At 59.1% G+C, this 19,410-nt stretch carries 23 protein-coding genes; 16 read left to right on the top strand and 7 right to left on the bottom strand.

The window, feature by feature from the left end:
• Positions 1-197 precede the first annotated feature (197 nt).
• Positions 198-1,079, top strand: coding sequence for a manganese catalase family protein (locus AB9L16_RS10360; RefSeq protein WP_041480494.1), 882 nt, complete (start codon positions 198-200; stop codon positions 1,077-1,079).
• 50 nt (positions 1,080-1,129) lie between these two features.
• Positions 1,130-1,342: a hypothetical protein gene (locus AB9L16_RS10355; RefSeq protein WP_095179668.1), complete on the top strand. Its 213-nt coding sequence runs from the start codon at positions 1,130-1,132 to the stop codon at positions 1,340-1,342.
• A 73-nt stretch (positions 1,343-1,415) separates the two neighbouring features.
• Here AB9L16_RS10355 and AB9L16_RS10350 read toward each other — a convergent pair whose 3' ends face one another.
• Positions 1,416-1,847 carry a DNA methylase gene (locus AB9L16_RS10350; RefSeq protein ID WP_375123492.1) on the bottom strand — a complete coding sequence of 144 codons (432 nt, stop codon included), beginning with the start codon at positions 1,845-1,847 and terminating at the stop codon, positions 1,416-1,418.
• Between the two features lie 160 nt (positions 1,848-2,007).
• Between AB9L16_RS10350 and AB9L16_RS10345 the strand changes: the two genes are divergently transcribed.
• A complete protein-coding gene (locus AB9L16_RS10345) occupies positions 2,008-3,579 on the top strand; it encodes a diguanylate cyclase (protein ID WP_375123491.1) in 1,572 nt (523 codons plus the stop codon).
• Between the two features lie 10 nt (positions 3,580-3,589).
• On the opposite strand, the gene AB9L16_RS10340 is transcribed toward AB9L16_RS10345, so the two are convergent.
• Entirely contained in the window at positions 3,590-4,684 is a 1,095-nt protein-coding gene (locus tag AB9L16_RS10340; RefSeq protein ID WP_375123490.1) for a GNAT family N-acetyltransferase/peptidase C39 family protein, read from the bottom strand.
• A gap of 94 nt (positions 4,685-4,778) precedes the next feature.
• On the opposite strand from AB9L16_RS10340, the gene AB9L16_RS10335 reads away from it, so the two are divergent.
• Positions 4,779-6,359, top strand: coding sequence for a RimK family protein (locus tag AB9L16_RS10335; RefSeq protein ID WP_323621000.1), 1,581 nt, complete (start codon positions 4,779-4,781; stop codon positions 6,357-6,359).
• A 3-nt stretch (positions 6,360-6,362) separates the two neighbouring features.
• Complete coding sequence (locus AB9L16_RS10330; RefSeq protein WP_150742655.1) at positions 6,363-7,274, top strand: magnesium transporter CorA family protein; 912 nt, start codon at positions 6,363-6,365, stop codon at positions 7,272-7,274.
• A 42-nt stretch (positions 7,275-7,316) separates the two neighbouring features.
• On the opposite strand, the gene AB9L16_RS10325 is transcribed toward AB9L16_RS10330, so the two are convergent.
• Complete coding sequence (locus tag AB9L16_RS10325; RefSeq protein WP_041480507.1) at positions 7,317-7,583, bottom strand: hypothetical protein; 267 nt, start codon at positions 7,581-7,583, stop codon at positions 7,317-7,319.
• A 133-nt stretch (positions 7,584-7,716) separates the two neighbouring features.
• Between AB9L16_RS10325 and AB9L16_RS10320 the strand changes: the two genes are divergently transcribed.
• Together AB9L16_RS10320 and AB9L16_RS10315 are read left to right on the top strand one after the other, a co-directional pair.
• Positions 7,717-8,160, top strand: coding sequence for a TspO/MBR family protein (locus tag AB9L16_RS10320; RefSeq protein WP_041480509.1), 444 nt, complete (start codon positions 7,717-7,719; stop codon positions 8,158-8,160).
• A complete protein-coding gene (locus AB9L16_RS10315; protein WP_375123489.1) occupies positions 8,157-9,140 on the top strand; it encodes an alpha/beta hydrolase in 984 nt (327 codons plus the stop codon). Before AB9L16_RS10320 ends, AB9L16_RS10315 begins: the two co-directional genes overlap by 4 nt.
• On the opposite strand, the gene AB9L16_RS10310 is transcribed toward AB9L16_RS10315, so the two are convergent.
• Positions 9,098-9,673 carry a TetR/AcrR family transcriptional regulator gene (locus AB9L16_RS10310; RefSeq protein ID WP_375123488.1) on the bottom strand — a complete coding sequence of 192 codons (576 nt, stop codon included), beginning with the start codon at positions 9,671-9,673 and terminating at the stop codon, positions 9,098-9,100. The two genes, AB9L16_RS10315 and AB9L16_RS10310, sit on opposite strands and share 43 nt — an antisense overlap.
• A 141-nt stretch (positions 9,674-9,814) precedes the next feature.
• Here AB9L16_RS10310 and AB9L16_RS10305 point away from each other — a divergent pair, with 141 nt between their 5' ends.
• Positions 9,815-10,510, top strand: coding sequence for a glutathione S-transferase (locus AB9L16_RS10305; protein WP_252887741.1), 696 nt, complete (start codon positions 9,815-9,817; stop codon positions 10,508-10,510).
• A gap of 48 nt (positions 10,511-10,558) precedes the next feature.
• On the opposite strand, the gene AB9L16_RS10300 is transcribed toward AB9L16_RS10305, so the two are convergent.
• The gene (locus AB9L16_RS10300; RefSeq protein ID WP_056784940.1) at positions 10,559-11,569 is read right to left on the bottom strand and encodes an NAD(P)-dependent alcohol dehydrogenase; all 1,011 of its coding nucleotides are present in this window, start codon (positions 11,567-11,569) and stop codon (positions 10,559-10,561) included.
• Between the two features lie 157 nt (positions 11,570-11,726).
• Here AB9L16_RS10300 and AB9L16_RS10295 point away from each other — a divergent pair, with 157 nt between their 5' ends.
• Positions 11,727-12,641: a LysR family transcriptional regulator gene (locus AB9L16_RS10295; RefSeq protein ID WP_056784938.1), complete on the top strand. Its 915-nt coding sequence runs from the start codon at positions 11,727-11,729 to the stop codon at positions 12,639-12,641.
• Positions 12,642-12,678: 37 nt separating this feature from the next.
• Here the strand turns inward: AB9L16_RS10295 and AB9L16_RS10290 are convergent, their stop codons facing one another.
• Together AB9L16_RS10290 and AB9L16_RS10285 are read right to left on the bottom strand one after the other, a co-directional pair.
• Positions 12,679-13,071: a carboxymuconolactone decarboxylase family protein gene (locus AB9L16_RS10290; protein WP_370593534.1), complete on the bottom strand. Its 393-nt coding sequence runs from the start codon at positions 13,069-13,071 to the stop codon at positions 12,679-12,681.
• A gap of 70 nt (positions 13,072-13,141) precedes the next feature.
• A complete protein-coding gene (locus AB9L16_RS10285; protein WP_056784936.1) occupies positions 13,142-13,528 on the bottom strand; it encodes a MerR family transcriptional regulator in 387 nt (128 codons plus the stop codon).
• A gap of 281 nt (positions 13,529-13,809) precedes the next feature.
• On the opposite strand from AB9L16_RS10285, the gene AB9L16_RS10280 reads away from it, so the two are divergent.
• The 7 genes from AB9L16_RS10280 (at position 13,810) to AB9L16_RS10250 (ending at position 19,334) form a co-directional block, all read left to right on the top strand.
• On the top strand, positions 13,810-14,166 hold the full coding sequence (locus tag AB9L16_RS10280) for a metalloregulator ArsR/SmtB family transcription factor (protein WP_056784934.1): 357 nt from the start codon (positions 13,810-13,812) through the stop codon (positions 14,164-14,166).
• A 64-nt stretch (positions 14,167-14,230) separates the two neighbouring features.
• Positions 14,231-14,701, top strand: a complete 471-nt coding sequence (locus tag AB9L16_RS10275; protein ID WP_095179654.1) for an arsenate reductase ArsC — start codon at positions 14,231-14,233, stop codon at positions 14,699-14,701.
• Positions 14,702-14,748: 47 nt separating this feature from the next.
• Positions 14,749-15,462 carry an arsenical resistance protein ArsH gene (gene arsH, locus AB9L16_RS10270; RefSeq protein ID WP_375123487.1) on the top strand — a complete coding sequence of 238 codons (714 nt, stop codon included), beginning with the start codon at positions 14,749-14,751 and terminating at the stop codon, positions 15,460-15,462.
• Positions 15,463-15,530: 68 nt separating this feature from the next.
• A complete protein-coding gene (locus AB9L16_RS10265; RefSeq protein WP_375123486.1) occupies positions 15,531-16,604 on the top strand; it encodes an ArsO family NAD(P)H-dependent flavin-containing monooxygenase in 1,074 nt (357 codons plus the stop codon).
• Between the two features lie 211 nt (positions 16,605-16,815).
• Positions 16,816-17,148, top strand: coding sequence for a hypothetical protein (locus tag AB9L16_RS10260; RefSeq protein WP_150742660.1), 333 nt, complete (start codon positions 16,816-16,818; stop codon positions 17,146-17,148).
• A 189-nt stretch (positions 17,149-17,337) separates the two neighbouring features.
• Positions 17,338-18,162: an oxidoreductase gene (locus AB9L16_RS10255; RefSeq protein WP_150635626.1), complete on the top strand. Its 825-nt coding sequence runs from the start codon at positions 17,338-17,340 to the stop codon at positions 18,160-18,162.
• Positions 18,163-18,392: 230 nt separating this feature from the next.
• Positions 18,393-19,334: an AraC family transcriptional regulator N-terminal domain-containing protein gene (locus AB9L16_RS10250; RefSeq protein ID WP_375123485.1), complete on the top strand. Its 942-nt coding sequence runs from the start codon at positions 18,393-18,395 to the stop codon at positions 19,332-19,334.
• Positions 19,335-19,410: the final 76 nt, after the last annotated feature.

Below are 19,410 nucleotides of genomic sequence, written 5' to 3'. Positions count from 1 at the left end.
GCGAGCAGGCTCGCTCCCACATTGGTCGTGGAACAGGGTCAAGCCAACCGTCCTGTTTCCGGAACTTTCCGCCCTCTGCCGTCCGTCCAGCCGGCCTGCAATAAACGAAATTTCCGCTCCACCCACTCCTCACAACTATGCATGCGCTAACGCCCACCAGGGCAAAAGCGCGATAGCCTGGTCTGAGGAAAATTTGAATGTTCATACATAACAAGCGACTTCAGTACACCGTTCGCGTGGCCGAGCCCAACCCTGGTCTGGCCAATCTGCTGTTGGAACAATTCGGGGGCGCCAATGGCGAACTGGCCGCAGCAGCGCGCTATTTCACCCAAGCCTTGGCCGAGGAAGATCCGGGACGCAAAGACCTTCTGCTGGACATTGCCACCGAAGAATTGAGCCATCTGGAGGTGGTCGGCTCGATCATCGTCATGCTCAACAGAGGTGCCAAGGGTCAACTCGCCGAGGGCGTGCAAGAGGAAGGTGAGCTGTACCGTGCGCTGAATGGCGCCGGTAATGACTCGCACATCACCAGCCTGCTGTACGGCGCAGGCGCGCCTCTGGTCAATTCCGCTGGCGTACCGTGGACAGCGGCGTATGTAGATTCGATCACCGAACCTACTGCCGACTTCCGTTCGAACATCGCAGCCGAAGCGCGGGCGAAAATCCTCTACGAACGCTTGATCAACATCACCGATGATCCGGGCGTGAAAGAGGCGCTTGGCTTCTTGATGACGCGGGAAATCGCCCATCAGCAGTCCTTCGAAAAAGCCCTGCATTCGATCCAGCCGAACTTCCCGCAGGGCAAATTGCCTGGCATGCCGGAGTTCACCAACAAGTACTTCAACATGTCTGGCGAGCCTAATGTGCGCGGCCCCTGGAACGAGGGCGGTGCGTGGGAGTACGTGGAAAACCCAGAGCCTGCGGTCGACGGCGGCGATGGTCTGGCGACCGTCAGCCTTCCGGCCGAAGACGAACAGGTGCTGGAAGCGATGAAGACTCGTACAGCCTCTGACCCACTCAGCGAGCCGGTGACCGGTGCTGATCTGGGCTCCGGTTATGTACAAGGCAAAGATGTCTGAACCCGTCCGGCGGCCCCGGACCGGGGTCGCCACTTGCTCAAGGAAAACACATGAAAAGCAGCAAAGTCCTGGCACTGACCTCTGAACATTTTCAACGTTTGATGGAGCACGCATACGCCGGTTTTGAGCTGGACTGCAAACAGGCCTGTCGAGGATTGAAAGTCAGCATGGCGGTGAATGTATTCGGCTTGGGCACCCTGCTGCCGAATAATTTTGCCGATCAAGCCACAGTCCAGCAATCGGAGGTGGCAGCCATCCATTGACCGCGAACTGGCGGGAAGACTTGCTGCTCTGTGAGCCGAGTGTTGCCACCGTCTTCAATGCAGAACCGGGCGTTCAGAAAAGTACCGACGCAGCTTCCCTCATGAAGATCTCGACGGTCTTCGGCCCTATCCCCTCGAACTCGGACAGGCGCTTCTCCAGCGCCTTACGATCCGCGCTCGCCGCCACGATGTTACTCACCTTACCGGCGTACTCGCTGTTGAGCTTGTTGGCCAGCGCGAGCAGTCGCGACGCCGTGCTTTCATCGTAACGAACGTAACGCGCCTGCCCCAGCATCGACACCAGTTGACGGTGCGTACACTGCGCGAGCTTTTGCGGGGTGTCGTTGTGATGCTGCTCTACTATGACCTGATACGCCTTGGCGGCGATGGCGCCCTGAATCCTCTTGCCCATCAGAAAACTCGCCAGCAGCCATTTGAACAGGCCGGTTTCGTTGGCATTGCGCAGGTCGATGTTCAATTCACCGGCCGTGATGATATCGCTCACAAGTCTCACCTCAAGGCGCGCTTCAATTACAGATGTTGACCCGGCACGGCTTTGAACGATCCAATCGCGACCGCCTGGCCAAGGCAGTAAATTGAATTCCAGGTGGAAAAGGATGGTCATCTTTCAAGAGATGAGAGATGACAAGCATAAGGACCCTCAGATGCTCGGTCGTAAGATGCCCAAAACCAAGGGGCATGACGCCGCAGAAACCGCTCCCATCAAAGCTGCCAGCGAGATAGCCGCTTTCCGCCTGACAGTCATCTTCATGCTGACGGTCATTCTGGCGTTTCTCGGCGTGGAGGGATGGCGAACCTGGCGTGACTATCATGCAGCCTTCTCGTCGGCGCGTGATTCGGTCACCAACCTCGCGCGGGCAACCGCGCAACATGCCGAAGACGCCATCCGCCAGGTCGATGTGCTGACCGCCGCCCTGGGCGAGCGCGTCGAAGGCGACGGTCTGCAGAACATCGACGTACCGCGCATCCACAACCTGCTGGTCCAGCAAGCCAAGTTGATGCCGCAGTTGCATGGACTGTTTATCTACGGCCCGGACGGCAAATGGATCGTCACCGACAAGGAAATGATCCCGGACCCGGCGAACAACGCCGACCGCGACTACTTCCAGTATCACCGCGCCAACACTGATCGAAACGTGCGTATCGGTGATGTCGTCAAAAGCAAATCCACAGACGACCTGATCATCCCGATTTCCCGCCGCTTGAATAACCCGGACGGCTCCTTCGCCGGCGTGCTGCTGGGGACGATCAAGGTCAGTTACTTCGTCGACTATTACGGTGATTTCAAGATCGACGACAAGGGTGCGCTGGTGCTGGCATTGCGCAACGGAACCATTCTCGTGCGTCGTCCTTTCATCGCTTCGGTAATCGGTCAGAGCCTCGCCGACAGTGAGGTGTTCAAGAACTACCTGCCCTTTTCCAATCAAGGGATCGCCGAGGTCCGAGCCGTCGTCGACGGCACCCAGCGTCTGTACGGTTACAGAGCTTTGAGCACCTATCCGCTGGTGGTCGAAACCGGCCTGTCCCGCGAATCGATCATTGCGCCGTGGCGCTGGGACCTGATCAAAACCGGCTTTGTGTTGATGTCGGTGATCACCGCGTTCACGGTCTTCGGACTGATCGTCTTGAGGCAACTGCGCCAACGGATGGTGATGGAAAAGGATTTGCGCAAGGCACACCAGGCCATGAAGGACATGGCCTTGACCGACAGCCTGACCGGGCTGGCCAACCGTCGGCGACTGGACACTGCCTTGATTGACGAAATTCGTCTGGCCAGACGCCAGGGTTCGTCGATCTCACTGATCATGATCGACGTCGATCACTTCAAACTCTACAACGACAGCTATGGGCACGCGGCAGGTGATGATTGCCTGAGCGCCGTCGGCCAGGCCATTGCGCAGGCGGTAAAACGGCCGGGTGATCTCGCCGTGCGCTATGGCGGCGAGGAGTTTTCCGTGTTGCTGCCCAACACCGATATTCGCGGGGCGGCGCTTGTGGCTGAGGAAATTCTTGAGGCCATTCGATCCTTGCAGTTGGAGCACAGAGCCCATCCGCTGGGTCACGTCACCGCCAGTGCAGGTATTGCGGTTGGCAAACCCGCCGAACATGAAGTGAGCCCCGCCACTCTTATCGAGTCGGCTGACAAAATGCTGTATGCCGCGAAGCAGAAAGGCAGGGACCGCTACTGTATCGGCGAGGAAGTGCTCGGCGCCTAGCCACCGCTCTTCAACGGGAGCGCAGCATCACGGCTGCGCGAACCCGCTGTACGCCAAACACCGTCATGCGCAGGAATTCCTGGTGACTGACCGGCAAGTGCTGGCAGTCCAGGCCGCGCTTGAGTTTGCTGTGGTCAACATCAGGATCATGCAAGTAGACGAAGTCCTCGTCACACCCGGTGATGATGACCCAATGCGGCGCTTTCAAGCGGGTGAATCGGTAGCTGCTGATCAGCACCAGCGGTTTGTATCCGGCCGCCAACGCAGCGCCGATCTGCAGATAATCACCCAGCACCTGCTCGACTTGCGTGGCAGCCAGTTCCTGGGCAAACCCATCCTCGACCAGTTTCATGATCGACTTCTTCTCCGTGCTGCGTACGCCGTGAAGAAAAAGCGAGCCCGCGTGACTGACCTCAAGGCGCACATCGAAACCGCGCCGCCAGGCCGCCAGTGCGAGGCCCTGAGGACTGCAGCCACCGTGCCCCGCCGTCATGAAAATGGTGGTTGCCTCGCGCCACAGCTGGATTTCCTCCGCTCGGGTCATGGCACGGCTCGCGTCGATGGCAGACATGGCCATCAGCAGGCACGCGGCGCCGCAGGTGAACTCGGTGGTCTGCTGGTAATACGGCACTTGCCGGGCGGGGGCAGGTGTTTCGCGCAGGATGCGTTTCTCGTAGCGCAACGCCTCGCAGTGGTCTTCGTAGTAGTCCTCGACGCTGGCAAAGCGCTGATAGCCATTGGCTTCGTAGAGGCGGATGGCAGCGGTATTGTCAGCGCGCACCTCCAACCGCAGCCATGCGCAGTTGCGCGCCAATGCGCAGGCCTGGGCCTGTTCCAGCAAACGCTGGCCAAGTTGATGTCCGCGCCACGCAGGGCTGACCGCAATCGAATACAGGCGTCCAAGTGAGGTGCCACGGTGAAAAAGCACCAGTGCGTAACCGCAAAGGATTGCGCCTGAGGTAACGACAATCAACGCGGCATTGGCTCTACTGAGCATCCAGCTGAAGTTGCGCTGGTTCAACCGGTCGAGGGTAAAACACATCCGCTCCAATTCGACCAGATCGTCGATATCGTCAGTGGATGCAAAGCGAAAATCAAAAGACATGACCGCACCGTAAAGTTTGAGTAACGAACCGGGACAGACCGAAAGGCCCGTGATTTATTGAAGCGGCGTCTTCTTCAACAGGGATTCATTACTCATGTCAGCGGTGCAAGCCAACGTGAACGAAGTATTAGACAAAACCGAGCATTCGACAATCTCCCTCAGCGAGGAACCTCCCAGTATCAAGCCCTCGGGAAGTCGATTGCTCATACTGGTCGAACGCAAGGATGACTGGGCTGATTACCTGCCCAGCGAGAGCCTGATGCTGGCTCAGGATTACCTTGAACACAGCGATGATTTTCCTCATCGCACCCAGGTCATAAACCTCTGCCGCAATTACAAATACCTCGGTCAGGGCTATTACTGCTCATTGCTGGCCGAAGCGCGCGGACACAAGGTTTTCCCCTCGGTACGCACCGTCAGCGAGCTGGCGCGCAAAGCGCTTTACGGGGTCGGGCTGAATGATCTGGAGCGCACCCTGGAGCGGGCGCTGGCCAACCATCCATACGGCGAAACCGAAGCCTTCACGCTGTCGCTGTACTTCGGCAAGGCCTCGATCGAGCCGCTGCAAGAGATCGGCCGTCAGCTGTTCGAGGCGTTCCCCTGCCCTATCCTGCTGGTGGAATTCCGCCGTGGTGAGACCTGGCAGATCGCAGGCATCAAAGCCGGTGCACTGCACAAACTTCGCGATGAACAGCAGCATGTTTTCGCCGACGCACTGGACGCGTTCAATCGCAGAACGTGGCGTCAGCCCGCCTCCAAACGTGTGGCCCGCTACGACCTGGCCATCCTGCATGATCCTGACGAAGCCCTGCCGCCGTCTAACCCCGAGGCATTGCAGCGTTTCATCGCTGCGGGCGAACAGCTGGGTATCGATGTCGAGCTGATCGAGAAAAAGGACTACGCACGTCTCGCCGAATTCGACGCGCTGTTCATCCGCGAAACAACGCGAGTGGATGATCACACCTATCGGTTCGCGAAAAAGGCTGAAAGCGAAGGCCTTGTGGTGATTGACGATCCGTCGTCCATCCTGCGCTGCACCAACAAGGTTTATCTGGCCGATTTGCTGAAGCGTCGCGGGCTGGGCATGCCGGCAACGGAAATACTCTACAAGGATCGTCCGCAGGAACTCGAAAACGCAGGGCGTCGCCTCGGTTTTCCCTTGGTATTGAAAATCCCCGATGGCTGTTTTTCACGGGGTGTGATCAAGGTCGCCGATGCACAAGCGCTGGCCACGGCCGCGCAGGAGTTATTCGAACACTCGGTGCTGCTGCTGGCGCAGGAGTATTGCTACACCGAATACGATTGGCGCGTCGGGGTGCTCAATGGCGAAGCGCTGTATGCCTGCAGGTATTTCATGTCCAAGGGGCATTGGCAGATTTACAACCACAAGGCGCTGCCCGGCGAGATCAACGGAATGTGCGAGGCGGTGCCGGTCGAGCAAGCCCCGCCCGCAGTCGTGCAGCTCGCCGTACAGACGGCGCGGCTGATCGGCGACGGCCTCTACGGCGTCGACCTCAAGCAGGCGGGCGATCGGGTACTGGTGATCGAAGTGAACGACAACCCCAACCTCGACGCCGGCATCGAAGATGCGGTGCTGGGCGACGAATTGTACCGGCGCGTATTACAGGCTTTTACCCAAAGGCTTGAGCTCAAACACCGTGGCCAAGCGTGGTGAGCAATGATTGAAGGCTATTGCATTGATTGCGGCGCCCTGCACAGGACATCGGAGGACCAGGCGACTGTCTGGCTGTGTGTCGCCCCGGACGCAGCCGAGCAACTGGATTTGCACAGACGCCTGGGCATTGGCGCACAAGCGATAGAGTCGTCGCTGGACCCAGATGAAGTGGCCCGCATCGAGGTCAAGCCAGATCACCTGTTCCTGATCTGGAAGCGTCCGGAAAGCTTCGACGGGCGCGCATTCAACGTTTCGTCCTTCGGAGTGGTGCTGAGCGAAAAACGCCTGGTGGTCATTTGCGCGAGCAACTCGCTGCTTTCGGGTCTTGAGCACGATGCGCAAATGACCGGGCCGCTGGACGTGCTGATGGCGTTACTCGCTGAAAGCGTTCATCACTATCTCGGGCATTTGCGCGTGGTCAAACAGATCGCCCGGGAGATTCAACAGCAATTCACGCGGGCAATGGACAATCAGCAATTGGCGCAGATGTACAACCTGAGCGAAAGCCTCGTGTACTACGTCAATGCGATTCAAAGTAACGGTGCGGTGCTGACGCTGCTGCGCAACCACGGCCAGCGTCAGGGCTTCAGCGACAGTCAACTGGCTGCGCTGAACGATCTGATCGTGGAAAACGAACAAAGCTTTCAGCAGGCCAGAATTCACGCCAAGGTGTTCGCCAACCTCATCGAATCCCATGGCAACCTTGCCAACAACAGCATGAACCGGGCCCTGCGCAAGCTGACACTGATCAACGTCGTATTCCTTCCTTTGAACCTGATCGCCGGCATCGGTGGCATGTCGGAGTTCAGCATGATGACGTCCGGCGTCCCATGGTGGATGTCCTTTCCCGTGCTGATCGCCTGCATGGGCCTCGTGGGCGCGGGGATGGTGCTGGTATTGCGGCGCATGGCCTGAATTCAGAGCACATTCTGCTAACGCCTGCGCCGCATGCGGGCGTCAATTGGTGCGGCTGACCACCCGGATATGCGTAATCCCTACCCGCTCAGCCTGCTCGAGAATCTGCTCTGGCGTCGAATCCGCCGTGGGCATGACCAGGCTGTTTTCGGCATCGCCCAGATGCAGTTCCAGCAGATGCATCGCCGCGTCGTGCTCGGCCAGTTGCGCTTCCTTGAGTTCGAGCAGATAAGTACGAGGCTCGCCGTTGAAACGGTATTCGATGTGATAGGTGTACATGTTGTCGTCCGCGTCGGTGGGAAAAGGCACTGTTTATCCTGACGCAGCGGTCAGCTTTTAGTTCAACCTGACTGCCAAATTGCATTTGCGAACAAACTTTTTGCGCAGCGAAGCGTCCTCTTCTTAACTCTCCACAACAGCTGATCACAGCTAAGGACTGGCAATGACCTTTTTCATCTTCCTCTTGGCCTGCGCGGCGGCGGCAACCACTGGCGTGATGTTCAAACCCGGCCCGTGGTACGAATCGCTGACCAAACCCTCCTTCACCCCGCCCAACTGGGCCTTTCCGGTAGCGTGGACGATCATCTACCTGCTGCTGGCCTGGGCCGGTTATCGCCTGAGCCTGATCCCCGGCAGCCAAACGGTGCTGGCCTTGTGGGCCGCGCAAATCGCCCTGAACACGCTGTGGACGCCGGTGTTCTTCGGCGCGCATCAGGTGCTGGCGGCGCTGGTGATTCTGGCGGTGCTGTGGGTGGTGGTTGCGGTGATGGTCGTGCTCGCCCTGCAACTGGACGTGGTCACCGGGCTGATTCTGTTCCCTTATCTGGCGTGGCTGTGCGTCGCGGCGGCGCTGAACTGCTCGATCCTGATGAAGAATCGCCTGTGAGCGATTTTCCATGGCCGCAAGGCGAGCGTGAGCTGGCACAGGTTCGCGCGTTTAACAAAAAGCTCGCCTGGCTGCCGCGTTTCAAGATCCGCAATCGCCTCACCCCACGGCTGATTCAGGCGTTGCTGCGGGCGGGTCAGATCGGCGGCGCTGGCAAGCTGCGCCAGCATGGGCTGAGCGCCGAATGCAAGATCATCGACACGGTGCCGGTACGCATCATCCGTCCCAAGGGCAAAGCCAGAGGCGTAGTGCTGGATTTCCATGGCGGCGGCTGGGTGATCGGCAATGCGCAGATGAACGACAACTTCAACATCGCCATCGTCAACACTTGCGACGTGGCGGTGCTGTCGGTGGATTATCGGCTGGCGGTGTCGGCGCCAATCGAGGGCTTGCTGGAAGACTGTCTGCGGGCCACTCGAGGCATCTTGAACGATGGCGAATTTGCCGGACTGCCCGTGGTCGTCGTCGGTGAATCGGCCGGTGGGCATCTGGCGGCGGCCACCCTGCTCGCCCTCAAATATTCGCCGCAACTGCTGCAACGGATCTGCGGCGCGCTGCTGTATTACGGCGTCTACGACCTGACCGGCACGCCCAGCGTGCGCGCCGCGCCAGCCGATACCTTGGTGCTCGACGGCCCCGGCATGGTCGAAGCGTTGCGCCTGCTCACGCCGGATATCAGCGACGAACAACGACGCCAGCCACCGCTGTCGCCGCTGTACGGCGATTTCAGCGGACTGCCACCAGCACTGCTGTTTGCCGGCGACATCGATCCGCTGCTGGATGACTCGCGACTCATCGCTGAGCGCTGGCAGCAAGCGGCGCCGGTGGAGATGTACGTGCTGCCAGAGTGTCCGCATGGCTTCATTCACTTCCCGACCGCCACTGCTGACCATGTGCTGGCTTACAGCAGGCAGTGGATTTCGGCACAAGTGGCAAGCTACTCAGCGAAATCCGCCGAAATCAGCCCGGCGTTTTCGTAGCTGCCGATCAACTCATCAAACAACGCAATATCCCCTCGGCTGCGTGCAATCAACTGCGCACCGGCCACCGCCGCGTAAATCGCCCGCGCCCGCGCCTCGCAGCTGTCTTCGTCGGCAGCTCCTGCAGCGATCAACACCTGGGTCAGCCACTCGATGTTGACCTCTGCGAACTTCTTCACCTGGTCCTTCACCGGGTCTGGCAGATCCTGGTATTCGGCAGCCATGAAGCTGACCAGGCACAGCCGATTACCGTTCTCCAGCGAAGTGCGGAATATCGACGGGTACAGCTTCAGGGATTGATGCGGCTCGGGATTGGCCTCACGAATACCGTCCAGCGCCTTGGCCGCGTCTTGCCAGTAACGCTCGGCAACTGCCGCGCCGAGGTCGGCCTTGCTGGGAAAGTGATAGTAGATGCTGGCGTTCTTGATACCCACCACTTCACCGATGCTACGGAAGTTGATGCCGTTGTAGCCGTGGGTCTGCGCCGCTGTTTTGGCGGCGTCCAGAATAGCTTCGCGTGCGTTCACGCTCATGTCTGTGTCCTCGCTGACTATCGGTCAATGGGGCGGAGTGTACCCGCGAAAGATTTACCTGCCAATTGGCAGGTAGGGGATTGACAGGAATAAATTCTGGTCGCAGTCTTTGCCTACCAACTGACAGGCAGGGCAACTGAAATGACCGCTAACTCGACTCAAAACGACGCTCACTCCATTTCCGCATTGAAAATCTACGACTGGTACAACGGCCCCTACCCGGCGCGCGTGCGCATCGCCCTGGCGGAAAAATCGCTATTGGCCCGCACCGAATTCGTCTCGGTAAATCTGTGGAAAGGCGAACACAAGAACCCCGAGTTCTTGCGCTTGAACTACTCCGGAACGCTGCCAGTGCTGGAGCTGGAAGACGGCACGCTGCTCGCCGAATGCACGGCCATCACGCAATACCTGGACGTTCTCGATGGCAACCCTGTCCTCACCGGCCGCACACCGATTGAGCAAGGACGAATACACATGCTGACCAAACGTGCCGAGATCGAATTTCTCGATGCCGTCAGCGTGTATTTCCACCATGCAACCCCGGGACTCGGCCCGAAAGTGGAGCTGTACCAGAACGCTGAATGGGGCATGCGCATGCGGGACAAGGCTGTGCGCGGCATGCGCTATTTCGACAACTTGCTGCGTCAGCAGCCGTTCGTGGCCGGCACCAGTTTTTCCATGGCGGACATCGCCGTGTTGGGCGGGATGATCTTCTCGGCGCTGGTTGAGCTGGAAGTCCCGGAAGACTGCACGGCACTGCGCGAATGGCACGCGCGCATGCAGCAACGTCCGAGTGTGCAGCAATGGCGCGCGATGGTTGAGCGAGGCGAGCCGTAAAAAACCAGACCAGCAAAAAAGGCGCCTTGATCGGCGCCTTTTTCGTTGTCAGCCTACCTTGATCACAACCTTGCCAAACGCCCCCTTCGCCAGATGCTCATAGGCATCGCGCGCCTTTTCGAATGGATACACATGGTCGATCACCGGCCGAATATCGTGCTCGGCGAGGAACACGTTCATCCGGTCGAACGATGAACGCGGTGCCACCGCGATGCCGCGAATGGTGGTCTGGCGGAAGATCAGCGGCATCAGGTTCAGCTCGACGGTCTGCCCTGTCAGAAAGCCAATCTGCGCTATCCGCCCCGAGGCCTTGGTCGCTGCTACCGACTGATTGATGCCATTGCCTCCCGCCACATCGAGCAGCAGGTCCACACCCTTGCCCTCGGTGAGTTTCAGCACCTCGTCCGCCCAGTTCGGCGTGCTGCGGTAGTTGATACCGGCGACCGCGCCCAGACGTTTTACCGCGTGCAGGTTTTCATCGCTGCTTGAGGTAGCGATGACTTTGGCGCCCAGCGCGGTGGCGATCTGCACGGCGAAAATCGATACGCCGCCGGTACCCTGCACCAACACAGTCTGGCCCGGTTGAATAGCGCCGAAATCCACCAGCGCATACCACGCAGTCAGTGCGGCGATCGGCAGTGTCGCCGCCTCTTCATCGCTCATGTTGGCCGGCGCGCCGACGGCGCTGTCCTGATGAATGATCATGTACTCGGCGAGGCCACCGGGCAGCGGCGAACCGAAGCAATAATCCGGCTCGCTCGGCCCCGGCTCGCCATCCAACCAGCGCGAGTACAGATGTGAATTGACGCGGTCGCCAACCTTGAAACGAGTAACACCGGCGCCGATTGCAACTACGGTACCGGCGGCATCGCTCACCGGAATCAGCGGTTTCGGCACCAGGTGCGGCTCGTAGATACCGTCAACGATGGCCTTGTCGCGAAAATTCAGCGAGACCGCGCCGACCTTGACCAGCAGCTCGCCAGCCTTGGGCTGCGGGGTTTGCGTCTCGCCCAGTTGCAGATTGTCGAGCCCGAAATCTTTCAGTAACCACGCTTTCATGATGTGTCTCCAAATGCATTATTGGCCGCAATCCCTCAGCGGGCTTGCCTTGGGGCCATGATTGGCTTTTACATCAGCGCAATAAATGCCTGGAAACAGACATGATTGTTCTATTCTCAGGCAACAAATCCAGATACTGAAGCTCACCGGAAAAGTCATGGAATTACTGCAATCAATGCGCCTGTTCGCCCGACTGGCGGAGCTGGGCAGTTTCACCAAAGCCGCTGAGTCGCTGGACATCGGCCGGCCGCAGGTCACTCGCTATATTCAGGAACTGGAAACATCGCTGGGCGTGCGCCTGTTCCAGCGCACTACGAGGAAAGTCGCACTCACCGCCGAGGGTGAACTTTTCTATCAGCGGGTCCAGGAAATTCTGGCCGAGATCACCGCCGCCACCACAATGTTCGATCGCACCGGAGCCACGCTGTCCGGCCGCCTGCGCATCGACATTCCCACGGCGTTCGCGCAGCTGGAATTCATCAAAAGCCTGCGCGAATTCACCGACACCTACCCCGGCATCGATATGGTGCTGGGCGTCACCGATCGTGCGGTTGATCTGGTCGGCGAAGGCATCGACTGCGCGCTGCGCATCGGCGAGCTGCCCGACTCAACCCTGATCGCCCGCCCTATCGCCTTGGCGACCATGGTCACCTGCGCCGCGCCCGAATACCTGCGCGAGCACGGCACACCGGAAACGCTTGGAGATCTGGCGAACCATCAAGGCGTGAACTTTCTCTCGGGCCAGAACAACCGCACCTTGCCCTGGCAGTTTTCAGTTGAGGGCAAACAGAAATCCTACGTCAGCCGCCAAGGTATTACCGTCACCGAGTCGAACGCCTACGTGCAGTGTGGCGTGTCGGGCTTCGGCATTATTCAGGCACCGGGTATCGCGGTGGCAGAGCATCTGGCTAACGGTGCTCTGGTGGAAATTCTGCAACCGCTGCGCCCGCTGCCTCGGCCAGTGACGCTTTTGTACCCGAGCCGCACGCATTTGCCGGCGCAGGTGCAGGTGTTTATCGAATGGCTGCAGGTGCGGTTTGTGCAGTTGCATGGGGGGTGGGTGGTAGGTTGAATCTGGCTTTATCCCGCAGTTTCTGCAGCGTGCGCACCTAGGATTTAACACTGATCCCGCGAGCAGCAAAGACTTCACGCGCAGCCGTTATACCGTTCAAGGCGCTGGGAAATCCTGCGTATACGGTCATTTGCAAGATCACATCGACCACCGCCTCCGGTGTGCACCCGACGTTCAGGGCGCCGCCGATATGCACTTTCAGTTGTGGCTGTGCATTGCCCAGTGCGGTCAGTGCCGCAACGGTTGCCAGCTCACGAGTGCAGTGATCGAGCCCGGGGCGGGCGAAGACATCGCCGTAGGCAAAACTCAGAATCCAGTCCGCAAGCTCTGGAGCAGTATCCTTCAATGAATCAACCACTGCCTGACCAGGTCCGCCAGTAATCTGCGTCAGAGCGGCTTCTCCGCGCGCTCGACGATCAGTCATGTCCACGGGCGCTGCCACACTGGTCACGCTTGCGCCAATCAATGTGGCGGACAGCAAGCGGTTGAAACCGGGAAGTTTACGGATCATGGTGATGCTCCTTTTGCTCGAGTTGGTGATAGATCTGAATCTTGTTATCCAGAACCTCCAGGGACTGGCTCAACTGGCTGATCTGCGCTTGCACGTCCCGGCGATGCTGCTCGAGAAGCTCGCGGCGTTCTGCCAGGGTCGAGTCGCCTGATCGGCGCAGTTCGGCATACCGCAGCATTTGCTGGATCGGCATTCCGGTCGCCTTCAACCGGAGCAGAAACTCGGCCCACAGCACATCCTTCTCGGCGTACACCCGGTGGCCATTGCCACCGCGCCCAACCGGGTCGAACAGCCCGATGCGCTCGTAATAGCGGATCGTGTGAGCGCTCAAATCAAGGCGCTTGGCCAACTGTGAAATTGTCAGTTCTGGATTCATGTCATCACCGTAAAGGTTTGAGCGTGCTCTAAGTCAATGGCTATTTTCAATCAGTTGGAATCAGACAAATCGCGGGCACTATCCGCGCGGTCCGTCGCTATCAGTCTCGACGGTTCAACCCCTGTTATATTCGCTTTACCAGATATATGACTATGCGTATATTCGGTTATCCGTATCCATTGCTCGGCAATCATCCCGCCGCCTTTCACCCTACGCGTCACGACATCCGCAAGCGCATCAGGCTCTTCGTTTTGGTCAAGACACAAGCTTCTGGAGGATGTATGACAGAACCCATGACCCCCACCACTTTGTTCAAGTGTCTGGCCGATGACACCCGGGCCAAAATTTCCCTGCTTGTCGTGCGCGAAGGCGAGTTGTGTGTATGCGAGCTGACGGCAGCACTCGACCTCAGTCAGCCGAAGATTTCTCGCCACTTGGCGCTGCTGCGCTCCGCCGGTTTGCTGCTGGATCGTCGCCAGGGTCAATGGGTGTACTACCGGCTGAATCCTGATGTGCCCGCGTGGGTGGCAGCAGTTCTGAAGGAAGTGGCAGACGCCAATCAGCCATGGCTGGAAACCGAGGCCAAGCGCCTGTGCTGCATGAGCGACCGACCGATCAATCAGGCCATGTGCAGCTGATTCATGCCCACCGGATCAACCACCCTGGCACTGCGCCTCAGTTTCTGAATCAAGGAATCGTCTGATGAAAATCTTGTTCATGTGCACCCACAACAGCTGCCGCAGCATTCTGTCCGAGGCGCTTTTCAACCATTTGGCGCCCGAGGGCGTAGACGCTGTCAGCTCAGGCAGCTTTCCCAGTGGCCGGGTGAATCAACGGGCACTGCAAACGCTGGAGGCGGCGGGTATTTCCACAGTGGGCTTGAGCAGCAAGGCTTCGGATGCTTTTGAGGGCTCGCCTCCGGACATCGTGATCACCGTCTGTGATCGGGCTGCGGGAGAAGCATGCCCGATCTTTTTCGGCCCAGCCTTGAAGGCGCATTGGGGGCTGGCCGACCCGTCTGAGGCTAGCGGGTCGGAAGCCGAGATCACCGCAGCGTTTGCAACCACACTGGCCAAAATCCAGGAACGCGTGAGTGCGTTTCTCGCACTGCCGCTCAAGACCATGAGCCCTGACCAACTGCAAGCTGAACTGAACCGCATCGGTTCGCTTTGAAGATCAACCGAGGCGCCCCCCCTCCAGGTGCCGCCGCAGGAGTTCATATGCAAGAGACATTGCCAAACGTACACGCCGACCTGATCGACATTCCTACGCTGGAGCAGCTGTCTCCTCGTAATCCTTCGCCCCACAAACCTCGCATTTTGCTGCTATACGGATCGACGCGAGAGCGCTCATTCAGTCGTCTGGTCACGCAAGAAGCGGCACGCCTGCTGAATGAGTTTGGCGCCGAAACCAGGATTTTTGACCCTGCGGGTCTGCCGCTGCCTGATGACGCACCCGACACGCATCCCAAAGTCGTGGAACTGCGCGAGCTGATGCAATGGTCAGAGGGTCAGGTGTGGTGCTCTCCTGAGCGTCACGGTTCCATGAGTGCCGTGTTCAAAGCGCAGATCGACTGGGTTCCGCTGGCGCTGGGCGCTGTACGACCTACGCAAGGCAAAACCCTCGCTGTGATGCAGGTCTGCGGCGGCTCGCAGTCCTTCAACGTGGTCAATCAGTTGCGGGTACTTGGCCGCTGGATGCGGATGTTCACCATCCCGAACCAGTCTTCCGTGGCCAAGGCGTTCACCGAGTTCGATGAAGCGGGTCGCATGAAGCCTTCTTCGTACTACGACCGCTTGGTGGACGTGATGGAAGAATTGATGAAGTTCACGCTGCTCTTGCGCGATCGTCAGGATTACCTGGTCGACCGTTATTCCGAGCGCAAGGAATCCGCCGAAGAGCTGTCCAGACGAGTCAACCAGCGTTCAATTTGATACCTGTGTGCGGAAACGGTATGAGCTCACCACGATCTTTCACACGTTGAGGCCTTTGCGCCGGGAGGATGCTGGTGAGTCAGAATTCGAAACTTGATGTCGTGATCATTGGTGGTGGCCAATCCGCGCTGACAGTCGCCTATTTTTTGAAGCGCACAGGCTTGTCTTACGTGCTGCTCGATGCCGAGCCGGGACCGGGAGGCGCATGGCGGCATGGCTGGGATTCGCTGCGGCTCTTCTCGCCGTCGGCATGGAGCTCGATTGCAGGCTGGCCGATGCCGGCCATATCCGAGGGGACGCCCGGGCGGGACGATGTTGTCGAATACCTGGCCCAATACGAGCGACGGTATGACTTCCCCATCATCCGCTCCACGCGGGTGACCGGTGTCGAGAAGATCGAAGGCGGGTTGCGCGTTATCTCAAAGGACAAACACTGGGACGCCAAAGCGGTTATCAGTGCAACAGGCACCTGGAGCTGCCCGTTCGTGCCGGACTATCCCGGCCAGGCGTTGTTTGCAGGCAGGCAGCTTCATTCCGCTCATTACGTCGGGCCGAACGGGTTTGCGGGTAAAACCGTCCTTGTCGTCGGTGGCGGCAACTCCGGCGCCCAGATTTACGCCGAGGTCTCCAAAGTGGCGCAGGCAACCTGGGTCACGCAACAGGCCCCAACGTTTCTACCTGATGAGGTGGATGGACGCGTCCTGTTCGAACGCGCTACTGCTCGACTGAAGGCGCAGCAGGATGGCGTCGAGCCTCAACAGCCCGTTGGAGGGCTGGGAGACATCGTCATGGTGCCACCGGTGAAGGAAGCTCGCGAACGCGGTGTACTGAACGCAGTACGGCCGTTCACGCGTTTTACTTCGACAGGGGTTGTGTGGTCATCGGGGATCGAGACAAAGGTGGACGTTGTCATCTGGTGCACGGGCTTTTCTCCAGCGCTCGACCACCTGAACAACCTGGGCGTTGTCGGCCGGGATGGCAAAGTGATTGTGGACGAAAGCCGAAGCGTTGCGATGCCCGAACTGTGGCTGGTGGGTTATGGCGACTGGACGGGGCTCGCTTCTGCAACATTGATCGGCGTAACCCGCAGCGCTCGCGATGTAGTCAGGCAAGTGCAAAGCTATCTCACTGGCGGAACCTGATTGCTCGCGGCGCCGTGAAGCCATAAGGTCGCTAGCCTGTAAATCATCTTCAGCGAGCAGAATCAGGCAAGTCGCCAACAGTATCCGCCTAACGCCGACACCGCCCTGCCCCCTAATCTGAACCCATGCAGAACACACCACTGCAACGGGTTAACCAGATACGGATCTGAACGACCCGGACCTCAATCTCAACTTGACCGGAGTCACCGCCATGAAAACTGTAAGCCAACTGATCGCCGTCGCCACTTTCGCCCTCAGCGCCAGCGCATTCGCCGTACCGAGCAATCAGGAAGATCGTTTCTTCACCCAGGTCAACGAACCACAGCAGACTGTTGCTGCCGATGGCTCGGAACGTACGCCGCAGGGTCAGGCTCTGGCTGAAAACGGCCGCAACCGCCTCGAGGAACAAGGCCTGGTTGAAGACGGTTATGACAAGACCCCACAAGGCCAGGCCATCGCTGCCGACGGCTCAGACCGCACCTCAATGGGCCAGGCCCTCGCCGCTGATGGATCAGACCGGACCCTAGGTCGTCGCGCAGCATAAGCGCGTGTCGCTGAAACAAGAAAAGTCCTGCAGGTTTGAAACCTGCAGGACTTTTCCGTTTTTTGAGGCAAGACCTGATCGAAAACCCTATTGATAGGAACAGGCAATACTCCGATCCGATTCGGCATCGTCCGCCAGCGTTATCCGCCCTAGCATGGCCTCTCCAATTGCCTGCTGGAGTACAGATCCATGAAGACCCTTTTCATCACCGGTGTCAGCAGCGGCTTTGGCCAAGCGCTGGCCAAGGAAGCACTTGCCCAGGGCCATAAGATCATCGGCACAGTGCGCAGCGAATCAGCGCTGGCAGCCTTCGAAGCGCTGTCGCCCGAACGCGCTCATGGGGTGGTGCTGGACGTTACCGATTTCGATGCCATCGATGGGGTGGTTGCGGCAGTGGAGGATCGCCACGGCCCGGTGGACGTGCTGGTCAACAACGCAGGTTATGGCCACGAGGGGATTTTTGAAGAGTCGTCGCTGCAGGAAATGCGCCGCCAGTTCGACGTCAACGTGTTCGGCGCGGTGGCGGTGGCCAAGGCGTTCGTCCCGTATTTTCGCCAGCGCCGCGCGGGGCATGTTCTTAATATCACGTCGATGGGGGGCCATATCACCATGCCCGGGATCGCGTATTACTGCGGCAGCAAGTTTGCGCTTGAGGGCATCTCCGACACCTTGAGCAAGGAGCTTGCACCCTTCAATATTTTTGTCACCGCTGTGGCGCCGGGGTCATTTCGCACCGACTGGGCAGGCCGCTCGATGCAACGCACGCCGCGTAGCATCAGTGACTACGACGCAAGCTTCGATCCGGTGCGCAAGGCCCGGGAGGAGAAAAGCGGCCAGCAGCTGGGCGATCCGCTGAAAGCTGCACGGGCCATGCTGACCATCATCGACAGTCCAGATCCGCCGGCTCACCTGCTATTGGGCAGTGATGCGCTGGCGCTGGTGCGTGACAAGTTGCAGCAGACGGCGGAGAGTATTGAGCAATGGGCAGCGCTTAGTCGTTCGACGGATGGCTGAAAGATCAAAAGCACCCTCACCCCAGCCCTCTCCCGGAGGGAGAGGGAGCCGATCCGGGTGGATTCAACCCCCGCGTTCGGCACAATATTACAGGTCGGCGTAGTACCAGAAAGCACCACGGTCAGTCCCCTCTCCCTCTGGGAGAGGGCTAGGGTGAGGGCTCTGTCTGACACCCCGCCAATCAGCCAGACAGGTTCAAACGCGCCTTTTCACAAGGAAACCCACAGCCCATGCCGAAACCGAAAGACCCAATCACAGCGCGCATGGTCCAGTTAATGAGCCAGCTCGCCCCGCTGGAGGGCTACAACCTGAGCCCGCTGGACGATGTACGTTTCCTGCGTTCCAACCGACCGCTGACCCGCACGCCGGTGCTGTATGAACCGGGCATCGTCATCCTCTGTCAGGGGCGTAAACGCGGTTACCTCGGCAATGAAATCTACGTCTACGACGCTCAGCACTATCTGGTGGTGTCGGTGCCGGTACCCTTCACCATGGAAACCGACGCCAGCGAAGCCGAGCCAATGCTCGCGGTGTACGTGCGTCTGGATTTCGCCCTGGCTGGCGAACTGATTCAGCAAGTGGATGAGCGGTGGGATTTCCCCACAGCGCAACCGATGGGCATGTACGCCTCGCCTCTCGACGAACCGCTGCGCCGGTCAACCCTGCGTTTTCTTGAAGTGATGAGCGACGATGCCGACGCGCAAATCCTCGGCCCGGCGATGCTGCGCGAGCTCTACTACCGTATCCTCACCGGCGAACAAGGTGGCACCCTGCGCGCCGCCATCGCCCAACAGGGCCAGTTCGGCAAAGTGACCCGCGCCATCCACAAGATCCACAGTTGCTATCACCAACATCTCGACGTAGAAACCCTGGCCGAAGAAGCGCAGATGAGTGTGCCCAATTTTCATCTGCACTTTCGCAAGGTTACCGATTCCTCGCCGATGCAGTATCTGAAGTCGACGCGTTTGCACCAGGCGCGATTGCTGATGCTGCGTAACGACCTGACCGCGGCAAAATCTGCGTTTCTGGTCGGTTACGAAAGCGCCTCGCAATTCAGCCGCGACTTCAAACGCCTCTTCGGCCGCACACCGCTAGCGGAAGTGGCGTGGATGAAAACGGCCTATGCGCTGCCGGCACCGACGAGTGCTTCGCCGTTTGTGTCGTCGCACTGATTTTCAGTGCCACGCTCCGCGCACTTATTGCAGCAAATTCCCCGTTCGCATAGTGCTTGCCCCCTCCTGCGTTTCC

The sequence above is a fragment of the Pseudomonas sp. LW8 genome (assembly GCF_041956865.1).
Lineage (GTDB): Bacteria > Pseudomonadota > Gammaproteobacteria > Pseudomonadales > Pseudomonadaceae > Aquipseudomonas > Aquipseudomonas siliginis.
The sequence above is the reverse complement of the archived record's forward strand: the minus strand, read 5'-3'. Positions and strand labels throughout refer to the sequence as shown.

Coding starts and splice junctions, on each gene's coding strand:
- AB9L16_RS10360 (WP_041480494.1), top strand. CDS start 198: ATGTTCATACATAACAAGCGACTTCAGTACACCGTTCGCGTGGCCGAG.
- AB9L16_RS10355 (WP_095179668.1), top strand. CDS start 1,130: ATGAAAAGCAGCAAAGTCCTGGCACTGACCTCTGAACATTTTCAACGT.
- AB9L16_RS10345 (WP_375123491.1), top strand. CDS start 2,008: ATGCTCGGTCGTAAGATGCCCAAAACCAAGGGGCATGACGCCGCAGAA.
- AB9L16_RS10340 (WP_375123490.1), bottom strand. CDS start 4,684: ATGTCTTTTGATTTTCGCTTTGCATCCACTGACGATATCGACGATCTG.
- AB9L16_RS10335 (WP_323621000.1), top strand. CDS start 4,779: ATGTCAGCGGTGCAAGCCAACGTGAACGAAGTATTAGACAAAACCGAG.
- AB9L16_RS10330 (WP_150742655.1), top strand. CDS start 6,363: ATGATTGAAGGCTATTGCATTGATTGCGGCGCCCTGCACAGGACATCG.
- AB9L16_RS10320 (WP_041480509.1), top strand. CDS start 7,717: ATGACCTTTTTCATCTTCCTCTTGGCCTGCGCGGCGGCGGCAACCACT.
- AB9L16_RS10310 (WP_375123488.1), bottom strand. CDS start 9,673: ATGAGCGTGAACGCACGCGAAGCTATTCTGGACGCCGCCAAAACAGCG.
- AB9L16_RS10305 (WP_252887741.1), top strand. CDS start 9,815: ATGACCGCTAACTCGACTCAAAACGACGCTCACTCCATTTCCGCATTG.
- AB9L16_RS10300 (WP_056784940.1), bottom strand. CDS start 11,569: ATGAAAGCGTGGTTACTGAAAGATTTCGGGCTCGACAATCTGCAACTG.
- AB9L16_RS10295 (WP_056784938.1), top strand. CDS start 11,727: ATGGAATTACTGCAATCAATGCGCCTGTTCGCCCGACTGGCGGAGCTG.
- AB9L16_RS10285 (WP_056784936.1), bottom strand. CDS start 13,528: ATGAATCCAGAACTGACAATTTCACAGTTGGCCAAGCGCCTTGATTTG.
- AB9L16_RS10280 (WP_056784934.1), top strand. CDS start 13,810: ATGACAGAACCCATGACCCCCACCACTTTGTTCAAGTGTCTGGCCGAT.
- AB9L16_RS10275 (WP_095179654.1), top strand. CDS start 14,231: ATGAAAATCTTGTTCATGTGCACCCACAACAGCTGCCGCAGCATTCTG.
- arsH (WP_375123487.1), top strand. CDS start 14,749: ATGCAAGAGACATTGCCAAACGTACACGCCGACCTGATCGACATTCCT.
- AB9L16_RS10265 (WP_375123486.1), top strand. CDS start 15,531: ATGCTGGTGAGTCAGAATTCGAAACTTGATGTCGTGATCATTGGTGGT.
- AB9L16_RS10260 (WP_150742660.1), top strand. CDS start 16,816: ATGAAAACTGTAAGCCAACTGATCGCCGTCGCCACTTTCGCCCTCAGC.
- AB9L16_RS10255 (WP_150635626.1), top strand. CDS start 17,338: ATGAAGACCCTTTTCATCACCGGTGTCAGCAGCGGCTTTGGCCAAGCG.
- AB9L16_RS10250 (WP_375123485.1), top strand. CDS start 18,393: ATGCCGAAACCGAAAGACCCAATCACAGCGCGCATGGTCCAGTTAATG.